Here is a 19,329-nt window from a genome sequence, read left to right as displayed (position 1 = left end):
GGGCGGCGCTCGATCTCACAGGCGCTGAAGCTGTCGAGGCAGGCACTTGGTAGCCCTGGCACAAATTTAAATCCTGCCATCCTCAGCCTCCCAAACTCACCACTCGCCACCTCAGAACCCGCCGAAATAAAAAGCCACAAAAACCAGGAAAACCCAACACAAAGGGTCAATACTGGCAAATGGCTGTAAAGCTTCCATGAAGAAGCTTTTACCTACTGAACTTCCTTACGAAAACCCGCTCCTATGCCGGTAGCCATTGGTGATGGCCGCCTGATAAGCTCGCGGCTTTACCCTGATTGCCCTTATGGCGCATGAACAAGGAAATAGCATGAAACAGCATCGTCTGGCGGCTGCGGTTGCCCTGGTAGGCCTGGTACTGGCTGGCTGTGATCAACAAGCCAGCAGCCCCGAGCTGAAAACTCCGGCACAGAAAGCCTCCTACGGTATCGGCCTGAACATGGGCAAGAGCCTGGCCCAGGAAGGCATGGAAGACCTGGATTCGAAAGCGGTCGCTCTCGGCATCGAAGACGCTGTCGGCAAGAAAGAGCAACGCATCAAGGACGAAGAACTGGTAGAAGCCTTCACCGCGCTGCAGAAGCGCGCCGAAGAGCGCCTGGCCAAGGCCAGCGAAGAAGCTGCCAGTGCTGGCAAGAAATTCCTCGAAGAGAACGCCAAGAAGCCTGGTGTGGTTACCACCGCCTCTGGCCTGCAGTATGAAGTCGTGAAGAAGGCCGACGGCCCGCAGCCAAAGCCGACCGACGTAGTCACCGTTCACTACGAAGGCAAGCTGATCGATGGCAAGGTGTTCGACAGCTCGGTCGAGCGTGGCAGCCCGATCGACCTGCCCGTCAGCGGTGTGATCCCTGGCTGGGTCGAAGGCCTGCAGCTGATGCACGTTGGCGAGAAGTACAAACTGTTCATCCCGGCCGAACTGGCCTACGGCGCCCAAAGCCCGAGCCCGCTGATCCCGGCCAATTCGGTGCTGGTGTTCGACCTGGAACTGATCGCCATCAAGGACCCGGCCCAGCTGCAGGGTGGCGAAGCACCCGAAGCTGAAGCCCCGGCCGAAGCACCTGCCAAGTAACAACGGCTGGTACTTGCACAACGCCCCGTCCTGACGGGGCGTTGTCGTTTGTGAAGGCTCATTCGGCGAACCTCGTGCGGCGGCTATTGTCCGAGCAAGTGCAGTGTGAAGAAGCCGGAAGCTTCTGACGCATATCGTTTGCAGATCTGAAACGGCTGCGTAAAAAACGCCCGATCTGAGCGGGACCCTTGCCTTGTGGGCGCCCGCCGTCACAAACTTCGTCCTGTTCACAAGGTTATCCACAATAAATGTGGATAACCTTTACCTGCTGGAGGCTCCATGAGCGCACCCTGGAATTTCGCCCGTTTCCTGCCTCTGGCCGAGCGCCTGCTCAGCCGTGGCCGCTTGCCGGCCTTGCTGTTCGCAGTAGCCCGCAAAGGCCCGCGCATCGGCCAGCTGCGCGACGACGTCAAGTTACTGCAGTCGCTGTGCCTGGCCTGGTGGCGGGGTGAATACCGCGCCATCAGTCCCAAGGCACTGGTGACCATCGTCGCCGGCCTGCTGTACTTCGTCAGCCCCATCGACGCCATTCCCGACTGGATTCTGGGTGTCGGTTTTCTCGATGACATCGCTGTGCTCGGCTGGGTCCTGAAGACCGTGGCTGATGAGCTGGCGCGCTTCAAGGCCTGGCGCGACAGCCAGGCGCCCGAGCGCCTGCGGGTAGTCGAACGCCTGCCCGACACCCCGGAAGCACTGCGGCTGGAGCGTAATACGCACTGAAATCGAGCAAGTCCCCACAGACTCCCGCGCTTGGTAATATAATTGGCATAAGCGTTATGCCTACGGATTACATGCGGTAATCCTTACGTAAGGGGGTTGTAATGGGTATTCAGGTTATTAGCCGGGACGGTCAACCCGAGTATGCCGTCGTGCCCTGGGAGCAGTACCAGGCCTTGCTCAAGGCAGCCGGGGAAGCGCCCGCCGAGGCGGTTGCCGAATCAGCGCAGCAAAGCGCGCCTGCAGCCAGCCTGCCAGCGTTCAGCGAAGTGGCGCAACTGCGCCAGGCCAAAGGCATCGCCCCTGAGCAACTGGCGCGTAATGTCGGGGTCAGCCCGGCTTACCTGGCCATGATCGAATCGGGTGAGCGCCAGCCGGATGCCGCGATCCGCCGCGCCCTGGCCTGGCATCTGGGGGTAGCCGGCTGGAGCGAGCCGTCATGAGCCAGGTCAGGATCAGCCGACAGCAATGGCAGAGCCTGCTGGACGAGCTTGACCTGGCCCGCCGTCAACGCCACCTGCTCACCTACCGTGCACTGATCGAGCGCCTGCAATTGCCCAGCCCGGCCATGCAGACCCTCACCGCTGCGCTGGAATACCTGGCGGTGCTCGATGCCCGTGCCGAGCAGCCCTTGCGCAGCTCGCTGGTGATCAGCCAGGGTGCCAGCCGTCTGCCGCGAACCGGCTTCTTCGAGTGTGTGGAGCGCCTGGGGCGTTTCGCGGGGCCTGTGGATGGCATGGAGGCGGCGTCCTGGCATGCCTCCGAGGTCGTTCGGGTGTTTGAGTACAGTTATCCCGAGCATGCCTGAACAGTGTGGGCTCCCTGTGCTGGCCTCTGCGAGGCGTCGAACCGCCGCGAAGACGCCAGCACAGACAGAGCATCTCGATGGATCACGCCGCAAGGGTTGCCATCGGCATCCCGTACATCCAGTTCCTTCAGGTCACCATAGCGGCCAAACAAATCCATGACCTGGCCAAGCGTGGCATTCAGCCCCACCGTTGGCTGTTCGACCAAGGCCGCCGGCAGCACTTGAGCCATTAGCTGATCTTCTCGCACCCCCATATCCTGCGGCCGTCCCATCAGGTACCCCTGTACCAGGTCCACGCCCATCTCGGTCAATACCGCCAGCTCTTCCGGCAACTCGATCCCTTCGGCGATCACTTGCGCCTTCGAGGCCCTGGCAATCTGCAGGATGGAGCCGACGAATTCGCGCTTGAGCGGGTCGCGGTGGATGCCATCGATGAAGTGGCGGTCGATCTTCACGTACTCGGGACGCAGCTCCGACCACAGGCGCAGGCTCGAATAACCGGCGCCGAGGTCGTCCAGGGCGATGGAAAAGCCCATGTCGCGATAATGGTGCAAGGCGTTGGACAACAGCTGGAAATCGTCGGCAGGGGTCTGCTCGGTAAGCTCGATCACCACCCGACTGGGCGGCAACCCCACTTGTTCGAGGAGCTTGAGGGTGCGCCCGGAAGGATAGTGCGGTTCCAGCAGCGATTCGGGCGAGATGTTCAGAAACAGCTTGCCGTCGAGCCCCTGTTCGCTGAAGCGTCGGCACGCACTTTCACGGCACGCGGCCTCCAGTTCGGTCAGTCGACCGGCCTGGCGGGCGATGGCGAACAGGTTCAAGGGCGAATGCAGCGGGCTGTTGGAGGGGCCACGGCTCAAGGCTTCATGGCCGAAGACCCGCCGTTCGCCGAGGCAGACGATCGGTTGGAACAAGCTGTGAATGCTGCGCTGAGCCAGAATTACACTCAATGCACTGAGCTGTTCGGCGATGGTCATGACGGTATCCTGAAAATGAAAGGGCCGGGCATTTGCATGCCCGGCCCCTCTATTTCACGAAAGTGCCATGACTGTTTGATGACGGATCACATTAATCTGCCATCATTGGTCGGTTACTTCTTCGCCATCTTGGTGCTTTCGCTCAGGTAGTCGATAAGGATGCGACCGGTCTCGGCCAGGTACGCATCATCTTCCGGCTTGGTCTTGTCATCCTCTTCCGGCAGGGCGTCCTCGTCGACTTTCTTCAGCTCCTTGAGTGGCTCCTCGCCCTTGGCCTTGCGACGAATGTTCTCCATGGCCAGCTGCTTGGCTTCGACCTCATCGTGGCGGGCACGTCGTTCTTGCTCGTTGAGGCTGACGGTCTTCTCGTCCATCAGCTTCTGGGTCAGGGCCAGGCGGTCACGGATGTAGGTGAACTCGGCGTCCTTGGCGCTGCGAGCGTCATGTTTGGCCTTGAGGTCGGCCAGGAACGGCTTGAATGGGTCGACTGCGGGCTTGACCACCGGGCGGATGGTGTCCCACGGCATCGCTTCCGGCAGGGCGCTCTCGCCGATTTCCTTGGTGTCGATGATCGATGGGTAGTCGATGTCCGGGAGCACGCCCTGATGCTGGGTGCTCTGCCCGGAAACGCGGTAGAACTTGGCCAGGGTCAGCTTCAGCTCGCCATGGTTGAGAGGCTGGATGGTCTGCACGGTGCCTTTGCCGAAGGTCTGGCCACCGATGATCAGCGCACGGTGGTAGTCCTGCATGGCGCCGGCGAAGATCTCCGAGGCCGAGGCTGACAGGCGGTTGACCAGCAGCGCCATCGGGCCTTTGTAGAAGGCGCCCGGGTTTTCATCCTCGAGCACATCGACGCGGCCGTCGCTGTTGCGGACCAGCACGGTCGGGCCTTTCTCGATGAACAGGCTGGTCAGCTCGGTGGCTTCCTGCAGGGAGCCGCCGCCGTTGTTGCGCAGGTCGATCACCACGCCGTCGACTTTCTCCTTCTGCAGCTCGGTGAGCAGTTTCTTCACGTCGCGCGTGGTGCTCTTGTACTCCGGGTCACCGGCGCGGTAAGCCTTGAAGTCCAGGTAGAAGGCCGGGATCTCGATGATGCCGAGCTTGTACTCACGCCCGTCCTGCTTGAGCTTGAGCACCGACTTCTTCGCTGCCTGTTCTTCGAGCTTTACCGATTCGCGGGTGATCGAGACGATCTTGCTGGTCTGGTCGCTTGGCGCATTGCTGGCCGGGATGACTTCCAGGCGCACCACCGAGCCTTTCGGGCCACGGATCAGCTTGACCACTTCGTCCAGGCGCCAGCCGACCACGTCGACCATCTCCTTGTTGCCCTGGGCGACGCCGATGATCTTGTCGGCCGGTGCCACCTGCTTGGTCTTGGCGGCCGGGCCTGCCGGCACCAGGCGTACGATCTTGACCTGGTCGTTGTCGCTCTGCAGCACCGCGCCGATACCTTCGAGCGACAGGCTCATGTTGATGTCGAAGTTCTCGGCGTTGTCTGGCGACAGGTAGTTGGTGTGCGGGTCGTAGGACTGGGCAAAGGTATTGATGTAGGCCTGGAAAATGTCTTCGGCCCGGGTCTGGTCAAGGCGCGCCAGCTGGTTCTTGTAGCGCTTGGTCAGGGTTTCCTGGATCTGCTTCGGCTCTTTGCCGGCGATCTTCTGGCGTAGCACCTCGTCCTTGACGCGTTTGCGCCACAGCTCGTCGAGCGCGGCCTGGTCCTTCTCCCACGGGGCATCCTTGCGGTCGATCAGCAAGGTTTCGCGGGTGGTGAAGTCGATCTTGTCGACGCCCTTGGCCAGCTCGGCCAGGGCGAAGTCCAGGCGCTGCTTGACGCGGTCGAGGTAGCGCTTGTAGATGGTGAAGCCGGGGTCGAGGTTGCCGCTCTTGAGGAAGTCGTCGAACTGCGTCTTCCACTTGTCGAATTCAGCGATGTCGGCTGCGGTGAAGTAGCTGCGGGCCGGGTCGAGCAGCTTGATATAGCTGTCGTAGATGATCACCGAGCGGGCGTCATCGAGCGGCGGCTTGCTGTAGTGGTGACGCTTGAGCAGCTCCACCACATTGAGGCTGGCGACGATTTCGTCGCGGTCCGGCTGCAGGCTGTCCCACTTGTTGGCGGCCGCCGCATTGCCGCCGAGCGTGAGGCTGCCCAGGCCAACCATCAGGGCCAGGGCGGTGCTGGGAAGGAAATGCTTCATGCTGATTCGACGTGGAGGCAATTGATCACGCATAGTAGGCCGTCTTATCCGTTCGCCGGTTCCATCAGAGCCGGGCAAATACTGCAAAAAAGCCTGAGGAGCGGGCTCCTCAGGCTCAGTCTGTGAATCAACTATGGAGGCACTGTGAAGGCATTGCAAGGCGTTGACGGACATGTGGCCTGGGTCGAGGCCGAACGCCCGGCCTGTGACGCGGGCCAAGTGCGCATTCGCGTGGCTGCAGCGGGGCTGAACCGCGCCGATCTGTTGCAGATGAAAGGGCTGTATCCACCGCCGCCAGGCGCGAGCCCATACATGGGCCTGGAGTGCGCCGGGGTGATCGAGGAGGTCGGTGCCGGCGCTGACTGGCGGGTGGGCGACCGCGTCTGCGCGCTGCTGGCCAGCGGTGCCATGGCGCAAGAAGTGGTGGTCGATGCGCGCCATGTGTTGCCGGTGCCAGAGGGCCTGAGCCTGCATGAAGCGGCGGCACTGCCGGAGGTGTATGCCACGGCGTGGCTGAACATCTTCCAGCTGGGCAAGGTGAAGGCCGGTGAGAAGGTGCTGGTGCATGCAGGCGCCAGCGGTGTGGGCTCGGCGGCGATTCAGCTGTGCAAGGCCTTTGGCAGCCCGATCTGGGTCAGTGTCGGTTCCCAGGACCGCCTGGACTACTGTGAGGCGCTGGGCGCAGCGGGTGGCGTGGTGCGCAACCAGAACCTCGACGCGCTGGAAGGCATTGGGCCGTTCGACGTGATTCTGGACCCGGTGGGTGCCAGCTACGGTGAGCTGAACCTCAAGCTGCTGGCGCGTGACGGGCGTTGGGTGATCATTGGCCTGATGGGCGGGCGCACGTTCGAGCTGGACCTGGCACAGGTGCTGGGCAAACGCCTGGAGATCACCGGCTCGACCCTGCGCAACCGCGATGATGGCTTCAAGGCCGAGCTGCTGCGTGAATTGCAGCAGCAGGTGTGGCCGCTGTTTGCCGAAGGGCGACTGTCGCCGCAACTGGTCGATACCTACCCGGTGGAGTTTGCCCAGGCGGCTTATGCCGAGCTTGAGAGCAACCAGGTGTCCGGCAAGCTGGTGATGGTCATCGACCCGAGCCTGGCGTAAGCAGGCCAGGCCCTTTCGCGGGCACGCGCGCTCCCACAGTCATCACCACAAGTCCGAAAACTGTGGGTGCCTGTGGGAGCGGGCGTGCCCGCGAAGAGGTCCACCGTAATCTTCAGGACCAGCTCAGGATTGGCCAGCCATTCTTCTCGGCATGCTCGCGCAATACCGCATCCGGGTTCACCACATGCGGATGATCCACCTTCAACAACAGCGGCAGGTCATTGCGCGAATCGGAATAGAAACTCGCCCCTTCGAGGTTCTCCTGCTCCTGATCCAGCCATTCCAGCAACCGGGTGATCTTGCCCTCGCGGTAGGTCAACACCCCATGGGTGTTGCCGGTATACACCCCGTTGACTGCCTCCAGTTCAATCGCCAGGTACTCATCAACCCCCAGCCGCGCCGCAATCGGCCCCACCAGGTGCGTGCCTGAGGCAGAAATGATCAGGACCCGGTCGCCTCGCTGGCGGTGCTCGGCAATGCAGCGGCAGGCGTCGCCGTAGATGATCGGCTCGATCACCTCCTCGACCCACGGCTCCACCAAGTGCTCTACCTCTTCCAGCGTGCGCCCGGCAATCGGCTCCAGGCTGAAGGCCATGTAGTCTTCCATGCGCAGGTGGCCCTTGCCGTAGGCCTCCATCAGTTCATGGTCGCGGCGCAGGAACGCCTTGCTGTCGACCCAGCCCAGCCGGGCCATCTGTTCGCTCCACAGCGACGCACAGTCGCCGTGGATCAGGGTTTCGTCCAGATCGAAAATTGCCAGTGCCATCTTGCTGATTCTCCTTAAGCCACTTCGCGCAACGCCGTGGGGTCGATCGACAGGGAGACCCGCTGGCCGTCGGCATGCAGGTCCTGTGGCGAGCGGTTGAGCACGTCGACCACCAGTTCCACCTCACGCACGTATACCCGGTAGCGGATGACGTTGCCGAGCAGGCTGTGACTGCGCACCTCGGCGTCCAGTTCACCGTCCAGGCCCAGGGTTATCGATTCGGGCCGGATTGCCAGGCGACCGGCCACCGGCCGTTGCAGCAGGCGGCTGGCGCTGTCGGCGTCGAGCAGGTTGTAGTTGCCGATGAAACCGGCGGCGAACAGGTCCACCGGCGCGGTGTAGAGGGTTTCGGCATCGCCGCTCTGGACGATGCGCCCCTGGTTCATCAGGAAAATGCGGTCAGACATCGTCAGCGCCTCCTCCTGATCGTGGGTGACGAAGATGGTGGTCAGCCCCAGTTCGCGCTGGATCGTGCGGATCTGCTCACGCAGGTGTTTGCGAATGCGCGCATCCAGCGCCGACAACGGTTCGTCGAGCAGCAGCAGGCGCGGGCGAGTGACCAGCGAACGGGCCAGGGCCACACGCTGACACTGGCCACCGGACAGTTGATGCGGGTAACGCCCGGCGAAGCTGCCCAGCTCCACCAGCTCCAGTGCTTCGCGCACGCGCTGCTGGCTTTCATCGGCCTTGACCTTCTGCATGCGCAGGCCAAAGGCAACGTTCTGCTCCACGGTCATGTTGGGGAACAGCGCATAGCTCTGGAACACCATGCCGATGCCGCGCTTCTGCGGGCTTAGCGGCACGATGTCGTGGCCGTCGAGGAGGATCTTGCCGCCGTCTACCGGGGTCAGCCCGGCGATGCAACGCAACAGTGTGGATTTGCCGCAGCCGGAGGGGCCGAGCAGGGTGACGAACTCGCCGCGTTCGATCTGGCAGTCGATGTGCTCGAACACCGGGCTGCCGGCATAGCTTTTTTGCAGGTTTTGTACGCTGACGAAGCTCATGTCAGGTTTTGTCCTTGTTCAGGCGGTTGGCGACCCAGGTCAGCACCAGCACGAAGGCGAAATACGAAATCACCAGCGCGCTGTTGAAGTGGCCACTGCTGTTGCGCATGTTGTTCAGGTACACCTGCAAGGTCTCATAGCGAGTGCCGACCAGCAGGTTGGCGAACACGAATTCGCCGAACAGGAACGAGAACGACAGCAGCAGCGCCACCAGCAGGCCTTTGCGCAGGTTAGGCAGCACCACCAGCAGGGCGGCCTGCCAGGTGCTGGCGCCGAGCAGTTGGGCGGCGTCCATCAGGTCGCGCAGGTTGATTGCCTGCAGGTTGTTGGTAATTGCCCGGTACATGAACGGCAAGGCGATGGTGAAGTAGCAGCCGATCAGGATCCACGGCGTGCCGACCATCGCCAGTGGGCCGCTGCCGTAGAGCTGCAGCAGGCCCACCGAGGACACCACCGGCGGTACCGCAAAGGGCAGCAGGATAAGGATGTTCATCAGTGCATCGAGTTTCGGGAAGTGGTAGTGCACCACGAACAGCAGCGGCAGGATCAGCACCACCGACAGCAGCAACGCGCCCACGCACACCAGCAGCGACTGGCCGAACGCGGCCAGGAAGCGTGGCTCGCTCCACAGCGCGACATACCACTTGAAAGTCAGGCCGCTGGGCAGCAGGCTTGCCGACCAGCTGGTGGCCAACGAGTAGAGCAGGGTACCGGCCAGCGGTAGCAGCAGGATCAGGAACAGCAGGTACACCACCAGCCGATGGTAGAGCCCGGCGGAGGTTTTTTCAGCGCGCATGGTAGCTCCTCTTGAGCAGCCATTGATGAACCACCGTCACCAGCGTCATCAGCCCCACCAGCACCATCGCCAGGGCGCTGGCCAGGTTCGGGTCGAGGCTGATATCACCAGCCACCAGGCCGGCGATGCGGATCGGCAGTACGTTGAAGTTGCCGGTGGTCAGGGCGTACACGGTGGCGTAGGCGCCGAGGGCGTTGGCCAGCAGGATGACGAAGGTGCCGAGCAGCGCCGGGGTCAGTACCGGCAGGCCGATATGCCGCCAGAACTGCCAGTGGCTGGCACCGAGCAGCGCGGCCGACTCGCGCCAGTCTTCGCGCAGGGCGTCGAAGGCGGGGTAGAGCAGCAGTACGCCAAGCGGGATCTGGAAATAGGTGTAGACCAGGATCAGCCCGCTCTTGGAGTAGATGCTGAAGTCCTCCAGCAGGCCGATCTGTTTCAGCAGCAGGGTCAGCGCGCCGTTGAAGCCGAGCAGGATGATGAAGGCGAAGGCCAGCGGCACCCCGGCGAAGTTGCTGGTCATGTTGGCGAAGGCGCTGACGAAGTCGCGCAGCTTCGAGTCGACCTGGCGCAGCGAATAGGCGCCGAGGGTGGCGATGACGATACCGAACAGGCTCGACCAGAAGCTGATCTCCAGGCTGCGCTGCAGCGCTTGCAGGTAGAACTTCGAGGCGAACACCTTGCTGAAGTTGTCCATGCCCCAGCCTGCTTCCGATTGCAGGCTGTTGATCGCCACCCAGGCCAGCGGGGCGATCTGGAAGATCACGAAGAACACCGCGAACGGCAGCAGGCAGAGCAGGGCCAGGTAGCGGCCACGGTTCACTTGAGCAACTCCCGGCAAACCGACTTGTCGTGCGCCGCCCCGAGCAGCTCGCAGATGGTCCCGCACAGTTCGGTCTGCAGCGGTTTGGCAGCCGGGTCGAGGCTGAAGGCGTCGCCGAACACGAACAGCGGCACTTCACGCTCTTCGGCCAGCAAGCCGTTGTGCGAGCGGTCGTTGTTCATGCCATGGTCGGCGGTTACCAGCACCTGGTAGCCCTCTTCCAGCCAGAGCGGCAGGTAGTCGGACAACAGGATATCGGCGCTGCGCGCGGCATTACGGTACTGGCTGCTGTCCAGGCCATGGCGGTGGCCGACGTCGTCGATGCTCATCGGATGCACCAGCAGGAAATTCGGCGCATGGCGGCGGCGCAGGTATTCGCCGTCGGCCAGCAAGTGTGAGTCGGGATAGCGGTCGTCCCAGTAGAACAGGCCGTGCTGGATCGGCAGCTTCGGCGCGTGGGTGTGGCGGTCGCGCTGGGGGTCGAAGGGCGAGCGGTTGTACAGCTCGCTCATCCAGTGATAGGCCGCCGCGGCAGTCCCCAGGTTGGCTTCGCGGGCGTAGTGGAACACGCTGCGCTGGTTGGACAGGCGGTTGACGTTGTTGTGCACGATGCCGCTGTCGATCGGTGCGACACCGGTGAGGATGCACTCGTACAGCGGCCGTGACAGCGACGGCAATTCGCATTCCATACGGTACAGCGCGGCGCGGTCGGCCTCGACGTAGGCGTGCAGGTGGCCCATGGCATGGTGCGCGACCTGGTAGTTGAGGCCGTCGAGCAGGACCAGGATGACGTTGTGTTGCATGGTGGCTCCAGTCAAATCCGCGTTGGCTTCTTCGCGGGCATGCCCGCTCCCACAGGTACAGCACAGCTTTCAAAGCATGTGCAATCCCTGTGGGAGCGGGCGTGCCCGCGAAAGGGCCAGATCAGGTACTACAAAAGCTAGCCCTTTATTCCATCTCGATGATCACTTGCTCCTGCCACATCTGCGGCAGCTTCTTCGAAGTCGCTTCCCACACCTCGGCATTCTTGATCGGCTGCGCGGCCTTGTATTGCTCGTTGGGCAGCAGCTTGGCCTGCACATCCTCCGGCAGTTTCAGGTGCTCGGCACGGATCGGCCGCGCATGGCCCTTGGCCAGGTTGATCTGCCCGGCGTCGCTGAAGATGTACTCACGTGCAAGCTTGGCCGCGTTCGGGTGCTTGGCGTACTTGTTGATGATGGTGGTGTAGCCCGAGATCACCGTACCGTCCGATGGGATCAGCACTTCGAAACGCTTGGGGTCGATCTGCTCGCGGTAGCTCAGGCCGTTGAAATCCCAGACCACGCCGACCTCGACCTCGCCCTTCTCGATGGTCTGGATGGTCGGGTTGGCCAGCGACAGGCGCTTCTGCTGGGCCAGCTTGGTAAACAACTGCAGGCCCGGGGCCAGGTTGCCTTCATCGCCCTTGTAGGCGATGGCCGCAGCCAGCACGCCATTGGCAGCCTGGGCGGCGGTGCTGACGTCACCGATGGCGACCTTGTACTTGCCTTTTTCAAGGTCGTGCCAAGTGGTCGGGCGATCGCCTTCCTTGACCAGGTCCTTGTTGATGATGAAGGCGATGGTGCCGGTATAGGCCAGCGCCCAATGGCCGTCCTTGTCCTTGGCCCACTCCGGCACCTGGTCCCAGGTACTTGGCTTGTAGGGTTGGGTCACGCCCTTGCTGGCGGCGATCGGGCCGAAGGCGGCACCGACGTCGCCGATGTCGGCGCTGGCGTTGTCCTTCTCGGCTTCGAACTTGGCGATTTCCTGGGCCGAACTCATGTCCGTGTCGCTGTGCTTCAGGCCGTATTTGCTGGCCAGGTCTTCCCAGGTGCCCTTCCAGTTGGCCCAGGCATCCGGCATGCCCACGCTGTTGACGTTGCCTTCCTTGCGGGCGGCGTCTTCCAGGGCTTTGAGGTCGGGGCCTGCGGCCATCGCCGAGGTGCACAGGGTAATGGCCGAACCGAGCAGTGACGCCATGAACAACTTTTTCATCCGAAGCTCCTTGGGTGGGTGCCTTTAGCGATCGTTGTTATGAGTGAAGCGGTTTTTGCTGACCGTTGGTCTAGGTCAGCAAAGCTTGAGCCAAGGTAGGCCGCTTGCATGACAGTTTGATGTAGGGCAAAGCCTGCACAAGGCCTTGACGCTACAGCGTAGACCACCCGATGGCCCCGGATATGCTGGCCTGGCGCGTTTCTGGCAGTACCCGGCCGAGGCCTTTGTCACAGGATGTTCATCAGCCCTGCCTAGGCTTGCACTATTCTCCAGAGGCCTCGTTATGGGGCTGGACTAGTCCAGATAGGTAACCTTTTGATGCAGTCGACGCCCCCGCGCGCGGTAACAGCCATCTGCCATGCCCTGCAGGAGCAGATCGAGCACGGCCTGCTGGCACCGGGCGGCAAGCTGCCGGCCGAACGCAAGCTCAGCGAGGTGTTCGCCACCACGCGCATCACCCTGCGCGAGGCGCTGGTGCAGCTGGAAGCCCAGGGCCTGATCTACCGCGAAGAACGGCGCGGCTGGTTCGTCGCACCGCAACGTCTGACCTACGACCTGATCGAGCGTAGCCACTTTCATGCGATGGTGCGGGACCAGGGGCGGGAGGCCAGCACCGAGCTGCTCTCGGCGCGTCTGCAGCCGGCTTCGGCGGCAATCTGCGCGCGCCTGCAACTGCCGGCGCTGTCCAGCGTGGTGCGAATATGCCGGTTACGGCGCATCGATGGGCGGGCGGTGCTGTACGCCGAGCATTACCTGAACCCGAGGTATTTTCCCGGGATCCTCGAGCAGGACCTGGCGCAGTCGCTGACCGAGATCTACGGGCGGGTGTACGGCATCCGCTACGGGCAGGTGTGCTTCGAGATCCTGCCGACCGCCTTGCCGGTGGAAGCGGCTGCTGCCCTCAAGGTCTCTACGGGAAGCCCCGGGTTGCATATCACCCGGGTCAACAGCGACCAGCATGGGCGCCTGATCGACTGTGACCTTGAATACTGGCGGCACGATGCCATTCGCATCCGCGCGCAGGCGGGCTGAGGTGTTGGATTCTTCGCGGGCTTGCCCGCTCCCACAGGTAACGCGCAGGTTTCAATACCAGTGAGCACCCTGTGGGAGCGGGCGAGCCCGCGAAAGGGCCTTAGCTGGAAGAACCGGATTCCGCCATTTGGCCACCTCCGGCAGTCACCACCTGCACCGACAGCCGCGGCGTGGCCAGGTCCAGCCCGGCTTCATCGAGCTGGCGCTTGAGCGCCAGGTTGAACGCCCGCGACACTTCCCACTGCTTGATCGGCGCGGTCTTGAAGCGTGCCCGCAGGATCGCCGAGCCTGACTCGAAACTCTCCACCCCCTGCAGCTCCAGCGGCGACCAGATATTGCGGCGCATCAGCGGGTCGTTACGCAGTTTCTGCCCCACTTCGCGGATCAGCGTGATGGCCTGGTCGATGTTCATGCTGTGCGGGATGGCGACGCGGAAGATCGCGTAGCCGAACTCACGGGAGTAGTTCTTGATGCTCTTGATCTCGCTGAACGGGATGGTGTGCACGATGCCGTCGATATCGCGCAGGCGTACGGTACGGATGGTCAGGCCCTCGACCGTGCCCAGGTGGCCGCCGACATCGACATAATCGTCGATCGCCAGCGAGTCTTCGATGATGATGAACAGGCCGGTGATCAGGTCGGCTACCAGCGACTGCGCGCCAAAACCGATGGCCAGGCCGATCACGCCGGCACCAGCCAGCAGCGGCGTGACGTTCATGCCCATGTTGGCCAGGGCGACGATCACCGCAATGATGAAGATCACCACGAACATCACGTTGCGGATCAGCGGCATCATGGTCTGCGCACGGGCGTTGGCCAGGCCCCGGCGCGAGCGGACCAGGGCATGGTGTACGGCGGTGTCGGCAAGGATCCATACCAGCCAGGCGACAATCAGCGTGCCGGCCAGGCCCAGCAGGCGCAGGCTCACTTCATGGCCTTCGCCCTCGGCGAAGCCGATCATCGACAGGCCCCATACGCGCAAGCCCAGTTCGATGAATACCAGCCAGATGAACAGGTGCACCAGCAGGTAGGCAAAATTGCGCAGGCGCTCGGCGTACACCGCCTGGCGCTTGTTGGCGCGTTTGGGGTTGGCGGCGTGGCGGCGGACCAGCCCGTTGAGCACCATGCATACCACCACCAGCACGGTGCACATCAATGACTGGCGCAGGGCAGTGCTGGTGTCACCGGCGGAAATGAAGGTGGCGAACAGCGAAATGGCCACCAGGATCAGTGCCGGCACGAACCAGAAGCTGCCGAGGATCTCGATGGTGTCGCTCAGGGTGCGTCGGGTCAGGCGCCGGGCCAGGGGCTGGTTGCGGATCAGGTGGGCGATCGGCCGGCGGAAGCGCAGGATGAACAGGCCCGACGACAGCGCCGCGATGACATTGGCCAGGGTCGCCAGGGCGTGGGCCAGGTGGGTACCGAGTGCGACCTGCATGCGCGGGTCGCTCATGGCCTCGCCAAAGGCGGCGAAGCTGCCGATCAGCCACAGCGGGCGGAAGGCCTGGTGGCGCAGGATGTGCAGGGCGCGGTGGCGATGGGGGCCGTCGAGCAGCGAGAAGGCAATCACGCAGATGGCCGAGAAACAGGTACCGACCACCAGTGCATAGGCCAGCACCATCGCCAGCGATTTGCCCAGCGACGGGGGCAGGGCAAAGCTCAGGTACACAGTGAAGATCAGCGCCACCATCCACGGCCCCAACTTGCGCAGGGCGAAGCGCACCAGGTCCCAGGTACGGGGGTGTTGCGGCAGCTCCTCGGTCAGGCCGAAACGCACCCGCACGCGGTGGCCAATCCAGTTGAAGGCATAGGCCAGCAAGCTCCACACCGCGATCACCGCGGCAAAGCCGAACAGGATGGCCGGCCACTGATGCACCGGTACGATCAGTTCGGCCAGTTCGGCCTGGGCCTGTTCGATTTCCTGCGACCAGCGGTAGAACGGGCTGGAGTCACCGCTGAACTGCTTCTCGAAGTCGTGCAGGGCGCCGCCGATCAGGCCCAGGACGCCCTGTTCGACGGTAGGTTGCGATTGCCTGGTGGCGTCGCGCAGCTTCTTCAGGTCGGCCAGCAGCTTGGTGCGTTGCTGGTCGTTTTCGAGGTTCTTGATCACCTCGTCCAGTGAATTGGCCAGCGGCTCGGTGGCCTCCGGCTGAGCGGGGGCGCTGGAGCCCAGCAAGCTGGGCAGGCCGGCCGCGTGGGCCGGGGACAGGAAGATGAATAGCAGCAGGGCTAGGCAACGAAGGAAGGCTGGCACCGGGAAATCTACCTCAGGTCAAACGATTGACCGAGTGTAGAGGTTTATGTGGGCAGTTTCTCCAGGATCGTCCAGCAGGTGAGGCCAAAGATGCCCAAGGTGCCGATCCACATCATCAGCACGCCGATATTGCGCTCGCGCATGCTGAAACCGATGGTCAGCAGCATCAGGAACAGGAATACCGGCACGAACAGTGAGAGAAAGGGGGACATGTGCAGCGGTCCTTCTGCTTAAGGGGCCATACAACAAGCATAGCGGGTTGGACAGAAGGGGGATTGATCCTGGGCATCTGTTTGCAGGCCCGGCCTCTTCGCGGGCACGCCCGCTCCCACAGGTATCGCACAGGATTTGAATCTTGTGGAGGACTTGTGGGAGCGGGCTTGCCCGCGAAGAGGCCGGACCTGCCTACATCAATCTCAGGGCAGCTCGCGGCTACGGTAGAAGGCCGAAAGCACTTTCACCAGGTGCGCCAGGTCATGGCTGCCACACAGCTCGCGGATCGAGTGCATGGCAAAGGTCGGCAAACCGATATCTACCGTGCGCACCCCCAGATGGCTGGCGGCGATCGGCCCGATGGTCGAACCACAGCCCATGTCGCTGCGCACCACGAAGCTCTGCACCGGCACTTCCTCGGCCATGCACAGGTGCCGGAAGAACCCGGCGGTTTCGCTGTTGGTGGCGTAGCGCTGGTTGTTGTTGACCTTGATCACCGGCCCGGCGTTGAGCTTGGGCCCGTGGTTGCCGTCGTGCTTGTCGGCATAGTTGGGGTGCACGCCGTGGGCGTTGTCGGCCGAGACCATCAGCGAGCGCTGGATGGTGCGCACATAGGCATCGCCATCCGGCAGCAGGCGCTGCAGGGTCTGTTCGAGCATCGGGCCATCGGCGCCACAGGCCGAGCAGCTGCCGACTTCTTCATGGTCGTTGCACACCAGCACGCAGGTTTCATCGCTGTCTGCGCCGAGCAGCGCCTGCAGGCCGGCATAGCACGACAGCAGGTTGTCCAGGCGGGCGCCAGCGATGAAGTCGGCATTGAGGCCGATCAGCGCGGCGTCCTGAGTGTCGTAGAAGCTCAGTTCGTAATCCAGCACCACGTCGGCGTTGAGGTCGTGCTCGCGGGCCAGCTGTTCGGTGAGCACGGCGCGGAAGTCGATGCGCTCGTCACCGGCCACCTGGGCGAGAATCGGCGGCAGTTCATTCTGCGGATTGATCTGCCAGCCTTCGTTGGCGGTGCGGTTCAGGTGGATCGCCAGGTTGGGGATGATCGCGATCGGCAGCTTGAAGTCGATCAGCTGGCTTTCTACCTTGCCGTCACGGCGGAAGGTGACGCGCCCGGCCAGCGACAGGTCGCGGTCGAACCACGGCGCCAGCAACGCGCCGCCGTACACTTCCACGCCCAGTTGCAGGAAGCCCTGGCGCTGCAACTCAGGCTGCGGCTTGACCCGCAGGCAAGGGCTGTCGGTGTGCGCGCCGACCATGCGGATGCCGTTGTGCAGCGGCGACTGCTTGCCCAGCTTGATCGCGATGATCGAGGAGTCATTGCGGGTAAGGAAGTAACGGCCACCGGGCACCGTAGCCCAGCTGTCACGCTCGTCCAGGCGCTGGTAGCCGGCCGCCTCCAGGCGCTGGGCCAGGCTGGCGGTGGCATGGAAGGGCGTCGGGGAGGCCTTGAGGAATTCGATCAGGCCGGTATTCAGTGCTTCGCGCATAACTCACTCCAGACAGCAGTGGCGCGAGTTTAGCCTATTGAGTCGACAATTTGTGTCTGCCTCTTCGCGGCTAAAGCCGCTCCCAAGGGATATCACAGGCCTTGCGGCTGGCACCGTCCCTGTGGGAGCGGCTTTAGCCGCGAAGAGGCCGGTACAGGCCCTGCAGCATCAGAAGGGGGCAGGGCACTCGAACTTCAAGCGCTCGCCGCTGACCGGGTGGGTGATGCTCAACATCGAGGCATGCAGGCACAGCCGTTCATGGGCCGCCAGCGCCTCGGGGTTGGCATACAGGCGGTCGCCCAGCAACGGGTGGCCGATCGACAGCATGTGCACGCGCAACTGGTGCGAGCGCCCGGTGATCGGGGTCAGCTCGACCCGGCAGTGATCCCCGCATCGCTCGACGATGCGCCAGAACGTCAGTGCATGCTTGCCCTGTTCATGGTCCACCACATGCCGTGGCTTGGTTGGCGGGTCGTAGCGCAGGGGCAGGTCGATGCTGCCGCTGTCCAGCGCCGGCTGGCCCCAGCACAACGCGGTGTAGGCCTTTTCGGTTTCGCGATCATGGAACTGGCGCGACAACTCGCGGTGGCTGTCGGCATCGCGGGCCAGCAGGATGATGCCAGAGGTTTCCCAATCCAGGCGGTGCACGATCAGCGCGTCCGGGTAGCCGTTTTCCTGCAGGCGGGTGATCAGGCAGTCCTTGTTGTCCTCGGCACGGCCGGGCACCGACAGCAGCAGGGTCGGTTTGTTGATCACCAGAATGGCGGCGTCTTCATGGAGGATCTGGATGTTCGACAGCGGCATTGCGGGTTCTCTGTGAAAATGACAAAAACCACTGGGGCTGCAATGCAGCCCCAGTGGTTTTCGCCTGTGCCTGAAACGCCTGAATCAGCGATCAGGCAAGGTGATGTTCAGTTCCAGAATCGAGCAGCTGCCCTGGTTTTCCAGCTCGATGTGCACATCATCGTTGCCGATGTTCACATACTTGCGGATCACTTCCAGCAGTTCTTTCTGCAGCGCCGGCAGGTAGTCCGGTTCGCTGCGCTGGCCGCGCTCATGCGCCACGATGATCTGTAGACGCTCTTTCGCTACCGACGCGCTGGTCTGTTTCTGTCTGCCACGAAAGAAGTCAAAAAGGTTCATGGTTTACTTGCCTCCAAACAGGCGCGCGAAGAATCCTTGCTTCGGCACTTCGACGAAACGCAGGGGTTTCTCTTTGCCCAGGAGGCGGTCGACGGTGTCGCTGTACGCCTGGCCGGCATCGCTCTGGTCGTCGAGGATGACCGGGATACCCTGGTTGGAGGCCTTGAGCACGGCCTGCGACTCGGGGATCACACCCTTGAGCTTGATCGCCAGGATCTCTTCGACGTCGGCGATGCTGAGCATTTCGCCCTTTTCCACGCGCTCGGGGTGGTAACGGGTGATCAGCAGGTGTTCCTTGATCGGCTCTTCGCCGTTCTCGGAGCGGCGCGACTTGCTCGACAGGATGCCCAGCATGCGGTCCGAGTCACGCACCGAGGACACTTCAGGGTTGGTCACGACAATGGCTTCGTCGGCGAAGTACATCGCCAGGTGCGCGCCTTTCTCGATACCGGCCGGGGAATCGCAGATGACGTAATCGAACTGTTCTTTCAGCTCCATCAGCACCTTTTCCACGCCTTCCTGGGTCAGCGCGTCCTTGTCGCGGGTCTGGCTGGCGGCCAGCACGAACAGGTTCTCCAGGCGCTTGTCCTTGATCAGGGCCTGCTGCAGGTTGGCTTCGCCGTTGACCACGTTGACGAAGTCGTACACCACACGGCGCTCGCAGCCCATGATCAGGTCGAGGTTACGCAGGCCCACGTCGAAGTCGACGATGACAGTCTTGTGGCCGCGCAGTGCGAGGCCGGTGCCGATGGCGGCGCTGGTGGTGGTCTTGCCCACACCCCCCTTGCCGGAAGTAACGACGAGAATCTTGGCCAAGGTGTTTCACCCCTAAATAAGTCGGGACAGGTGTCCCAGCAATATGCAAATAAACGGCAACAGATGAAAAAGTTGCTCTAAAAATGACGGC

Annotated in this window: 21 protein-coding genes; 7 read left to right on the top strand and 14 right to left on the bottom strand. The window is 62.8% G+C overall.

All coding sequences use genetic code 11. From position 1 onward, the window contains the following. The 5 genes from APH33_RS27535 to APH33_RS17890 all read left to right on the top strand — a co-directional run. On the top strand, positions 1 to 189 hold a 189-nt coding region (locus APH33_RS27535; RefSeq protein ID WP_218187132.1), incomplete at its 5' end, for a hypothetical protein. Positions 190 to 328: 139 nt separating this feature from the next. After that, the gene (locus APH33_RS17905; protein ID WP_027918134.1) at positions 329 to 1,084 is read left to right on the top strand and encodes an FKBP-type peptidyl-prolyl cis-trans isomerase; all 756 of its coding nucleotides are present in this window, start codon (positions 329 to 331) and stop codon (positions 1,082 to 1,084) included. A gap of 279 nt (positions 1,085 to 1,363) precedes the next feature. After that, entirely contained in the window at positions 1,364 to 1,804 is a 441-nt protein-coding gene (locus APH33_RS17900; RefSeq protein ID WP_054886433.1) for a YkvA family protein, read from the top strand. A gap of 101 nt (positions 1,805 to 1,905) precedes the next feature. Continuing rightward, a complete protein-coding gene (locus APH33_RS17895) occupies positions 1,906 to 2,244 on the top strand; it encodes a helix-turn-helix transcriptional regulator (RefSeq protein ID WP_054886432.1) in 339 nt (112 codons plus the stop codon). Further along, positions 2,241 to 2,609 (top strand): hypothetical protein, encoded by a 369-nt coding sequence (locus tag APH33_RS17890; protein WP_054886431.1) that lies wholly within the window; start codon positions 2,241 to 2,243, stop codon positions 2,607 to 2,609. The genes APH33_RS17895 and APH33_RS17890 overlap by 4 nt, the downstream gene beginning before the upstream one ends. Here the strand turns inward: APH33_RS17890 and APH33_RS17885 are convergent. Further along, positions 2,591 to 3,586, bottom strand: coding sequence for an EAL domain-containing protein (locus tag APH33_RS17885; RefSeq protein ID WP_054886430.1), 996 nt, complete (start codon positions 3,584 to 3,586; stop codon positions 2,591 to 2,593). The genes APH33_RS17890 and APH33_RS17885 overlap by 19 nt on opposite strands. A gap of 113 nt (positions 3,587 to 3,699) precedes the next feature. Continuing rightward, the gene (locus APH33_RS17880) at positions 3,700 to 5,781 is read right to left on the bottom strand and encodes a carboxy terminal-processing peptidase (RefSeq protein ID WP_177332419.1); all 2,082 of its coding nucleotides are present in this window, start codon (positions 5,779 to 5,781) and stop codon (positions 3,700 to 3,702) included. Positions 5,782 to 5,925: 144 nt separating this feature from the next. On the opposite strand from APH33_RS17880, the gene APH33_RS17875 reads away from it, so the two are divergent. Further along, entirely contained in the window at positions 5,926 to 6,888 is a 963-nt protein-coding gene (locus tag APH33_RS17875; RefSeq protein ID WP_054886428.1) for an NAD(P)H-quinone oxidoreductase, read from the top strand. 112 nt (positions 6,889 to 7,000) lie between these two features. Here APH33_RS17875 and APH33_RS17870 read toward each other — a convergent pair whose 3' ends face one another. From APH33_RS17870 to APH33_RS17845, 6 genes are all read right to left on the bottom strand, one after another. Beyond that, complete coding sequence (locus APH33_RS17870) at positions 7,001 to 7,654, bottom strand: HAD family phosphatase (protein WP_054886427.1); 654 nt, start codon at positions 7,652 to 7,654, stop codon at positions 7,001 to 7,003. 14 nt (positions 7,655 to 7,668) lie between these two features. Further along, positions 7,669 to 8,658 carry an ABC transporter ATP-binding protein gene (locus APH33_RS17865; protein ID WP_054886426.1) on the bottom strand — a complete coding sequence of 330 codons (990 nt, stop codon included), beginning with the start codon at positions 8,656 to 8,658 and terminating at the stop codon, positions 7,669 to 7,671. A gap of 1 nt (position 8,659) precedes the next feature. Next, positions 8,660 to 9,454 (bottom strand): ABC transporter permease, encoded by a 795-nt coding sequence (locus APH33_RS17860; protein ID WP_054886425.1) that lies wholly within the window; start codon positions 9,452 to 9,454, stop codon positions 8,660 to 8,662. Then, positions 9,444 to 10,274: an ABC transporter permease subunit gene (locus APH33_RS17855; protein WP_054886424.1), complete on the bottom strand. Its 831-nt coding sequence runs from the start codon at positions 10,272 to 10,274 to the stop codon at positions 9,444 to 9,446. The genes APH33_RS17860 and APH33_RS17855 overlap by 11 nt, the downstream gene beginning before the upstream one ends. Continuing rightward, positions 10,271 to 11,077, bottom strand: coding sequence for an alkaline phosphatase family protein (locus APH33_RS17850; protein ID WP_054886423.1), 807 nt, complete (start codon positions 11,075 to 11,077; stop codon positions 10,271 to 10,273). Before APH33_RS17850 ends, APH33_RS17855 begins: the two co-directional genes overlap by 4 nt. Before the next feature lie 145 nt (positions 11,078 to 11,222). Then, entirely contained in the window at positions 11,223 to 12,287 is a 1,065-nt protein-coding gene (locus tag APH33_RS17845; RefSeq protein WP_054886422.1) for an ABC transporter substrate-binding protein, read from the bottom strand. Between the two features lie 318 nt (positions 12,288 to 12,605). On the opposite strand from APH33_RS17845, the gene APH33_RS17840 reads away from it, so the two are divergent. Further along, complete coding sequence (locus APH33_RS17840) at positions 12,606 to 13,319, top strand: UTRA domain-containing protein (protein WP_054886421.1); 714 nt, start codon at positions 12,606 to 12,608, stop codon at positions 13,317 to 13,319. Positions 13,320 to 13,419: 100 nt separating this feature from the next. Here the strand turns inward: APH33_RS17840 and APH33_RS17835 are convergent, their stop codons facing one another. The 6 genes from APH33_RS17835 to minD form a co-directional block, all read right to left on the bottom strand. After that, a complete protein-coding gene (locus APH33_RS17835; protein WP_054886420.1) occupies positions 13,420 to 15,573 on the bottom strand; it encodes a mechanosensitive ion channel family protein in 2,154 nt (717 codons plus the stop codon). A gap of 44 nt (positions 15,574 to 15,617) precedes the next feature. Then, complete coding sequence (locus APH33_RS27450; RefSeq protein ID WP_165837385.1) at positions 15,618 to 15,785, bottom strand: hypothetical protein; 168 nt, start codon at positions 15,783 to 15,785, stop codon at positions 15,618 to 15,620. 204 nt (positions 15,786 to 15,989) lie between these two features. Continuing rightward, the gene (locus APH33_RS17830) at positions 15,990 to 17,279 is read right to left on the bottom strand and encodes a M18 family aminopeptidase (RefSeq protein WP_054886419.1); all 1,290 of its coding nucleotides are present in this window, start codon (positions 17,277 to 17,279) and stop codon (positions 15,990 to 15,992) included. A gap of 168 nt (positions 17,280 to 17,447) precedes the next feature. Further along, a complete protein-coding gene (locus APH33_RS17825; RefSeq protein ID WP_054886418.1) occupies positions 17,448 to 18,083 on the bottom strand; it encodes an RluA family pseudouridine synthase in 636 nt (211 codons plus the stop codon). A gap of 84 nt (positions 18,084 to 18,167) precedes the next feature. After that, positions 18,168 to 18,422 (bottom strand): cell division topological specificity factor MinE, encoded by a 255-nt coding sequence (gene minE, locus APH33_RS17820; protein ID WP_003252572.1) that lies wholly within the window; start codon positions 18,420 to 18,422, stop codon positions 18,168 to 18,170. A 3-nt stretch (positions 18,423 to 18,425) separates the two neighbouring features. Next, complete coding sequence (gene minD, locus APH33_RS17815; RefSeq protein ID WP_054886417.1) at positions 18,426 to 19,238, bottom strand: septum site-determining protein MinD; 813 nt, start codon at positions 19,236 to 19,238, stop codon at positions 18,426 to 18,428. Positions 19,239 to 19,329 lie beyond the last annotated feature (91 nt).

The organism is Pseudomonas sp. NBRC 111130 (genome assembly GCF_001320485.1).
Taxonomy (GTDB): Bacteria; Pseudomonadota; Gammaproteobacteria; order Pseudomonadales; family Pseudomonadaceae; genus Aquipseudomonas; species Aquipseudomonas vlassakiae.
Note: the sequence above shows the minus strand (reverse complement) of the source record. Positions and strands in the feature narration are given on the sequence as shown.